General features: G+C 73.8%; 1 protein-coding gene and 1 pseudogene. Both read left to right on the plus strand.

Features of this window, described 5'->3' with window-relative positions; translation table 11 throughout:
- Positions 1-1,156 (plus strand): annotated as a pseudogene (locus GT354_RS38455) (export associated protein); the annotation flags it as partial.
- A gap of 99 nt (positions 1,157-1,255) precedes the next feature.
- A partial coding sequence (locus GT354_RS38460; RefSeq protein WP_161361022.1) for a 3'-5' exonuclease occupies positions 1,256-1,824 on the plus strand: 569 nt, incomplete at its 3' end.

The following is a 1,824-nucleotide window of genomic DNA, read 5'->3' on the forward strand; positions in this document are numbered from 1 at the left end:
CATGGCGTGGGCCGCCGCGCCGCCCGACGTCGAGCGCGAGGCCGCCGCCCGGGCCGCCCGGCGCGAGGTGGAGAAGCTGTACGAGCAGGTGTGGGGCGTGTTCGAGGACGCGGCCCGTTCCGCCGCGGCCTATCGCTCCGCGATCGAGTACGCCGACGGCCGGTTGGACAAGGAGCTCGAAGGCGTCCTGTCCGATCCCGCCGCGCGCTTCTCGCCGGCCGGGCTCGCCGCGCAGGACACCGCCAGGGACCGGCACCGTTCGCTGGCCGAGCAGGCCAAGGCCGTGCTCGACCGCGACACCGCGCAGCTGGTCGCCGAGGTCGAGCAGTTGGAGCCGAACCTGCCGCCGGTGATGGCCCGCTGGGACAGCACGGCGTGGGCCGGCTGGCAGCCCCCGCAGGACGGTGCGCCCGCGATGCGCCTAGGCGACCTGTACCTGCCCGAGCGGCCCGAGCTGCGGGTGCCGATGGTGCTGCGGCTGCCGATGGATCGCGGCCTGTGGATCGACACGTCGGCGACCGGTCTCGAAGGCGCCGACGACCCGGCGACCGGCAGCACCCGAGCGGTCGAGCTCGCGGTGTCGTTGGCCGCGCGGATGCTCGCGGCCTTCCCGATCGGCGAGTTCAAGGTGCACGTGATCGACCCCGCGGGCAAGGGCACGGCCGCCGCTCCGCTGCAGCCGCTCGCGGCGGCGGGGCTGCTCGTGGGGCCGGTGGCCACCGGCGCGGCCGACGTGTCGGCGCTGCTGACCCGGGTCCTGGACCGGATCGAGTTGGTGCGGATGGCCGTCGCCAACGACGCCGTGGACGCGCTGCCGCCGGAGCTGGACCTGGCCCGCCAGTTGCTCCTGGTGCACGACTTCCCGTTCGGGTTCGACGATCGCAGCGCCGCGATGCTGCGACACATCGTCGAGGAGGGCCCGCGGGTGGGCGTGCACGTGATCGTGGTGGGCAGCCGCGCCGACGCCGAGTCGTTCGGGCCGCTGCTCGACCCGCTGTGGCGCTCGCTGTTGCGGCTCACCGCGATTCCCGAGGACCACATCATGGACCCGTGGGTGAGCCTGCCCTGGGTCTACACGGCCGACCTGCCCGCGGGCGGAACCGACGCCACACGCCGGCTGCTGTCGTGGGTCGCGGCGGGCTCGACCGAGCACTGACGGGTGGTTCCGGGCAATCCGGCGAAAACGACGGGGCGAGGGTCATAGACTCTCGCCCCGTCGGTCGTGCTCAGGCGGCCCGGGGGAGAAGGAACCGTCTTGTTCGCGTATGCCGATCCCACCCGCGGTCTCGGCCTGCCGGCCGAGGTCGCTTGTACCGAGTTCGCGGTCGTGGACCTGGAGACCACGGGCTTCTCGCCCGCCCGAGGCGATCGGATCGTGGAGATCGGCGTGGTCCGCATGCTCGGCACCGGCGAGGTGCTGCGCGAGTGGACGACGCTGCTCGATCCCGGGCGCTCGGTCGGAGCCGGTCACGTGCACCGGATCACCGCCGCCGACGTCGCGGACGCGCCGCGCTTCGCCCAGGTGGCGACCGAGGTGGCGGCGTTGCTCGCGGGCGCGGTGGTGGTCGCGCACAACGCGTCGTTCGAGCAGCGCTTCCTGGAGGCCGAGTTCGTCGCGGCGGGAATGACCCCGCCCACGCTGCCGGCGCTGTGCACGATGAAGCTCGCGAAGGCGTCCGGCCTACCGCTGAGCGACCACAAGCTCGGAACGTGCTGCGCGCACTTCGGCCTGACCTTCGCCGACGCGCACGCGGCGCTCGCCGACGCCCGGGTCACCGCGCGCCTGCTGCCGTTGCTGCTCGCGAGCGCCGGCACCAGCCGCCT

The organism is Streptomyces sp. SID3343 (assembly GCF_009865215.1).
Taxonomy (GTDB): Bacteria; Actinomycetota; Actinomycetes; order Streptomycetales; family Streptomycetaceae; genus Embleya.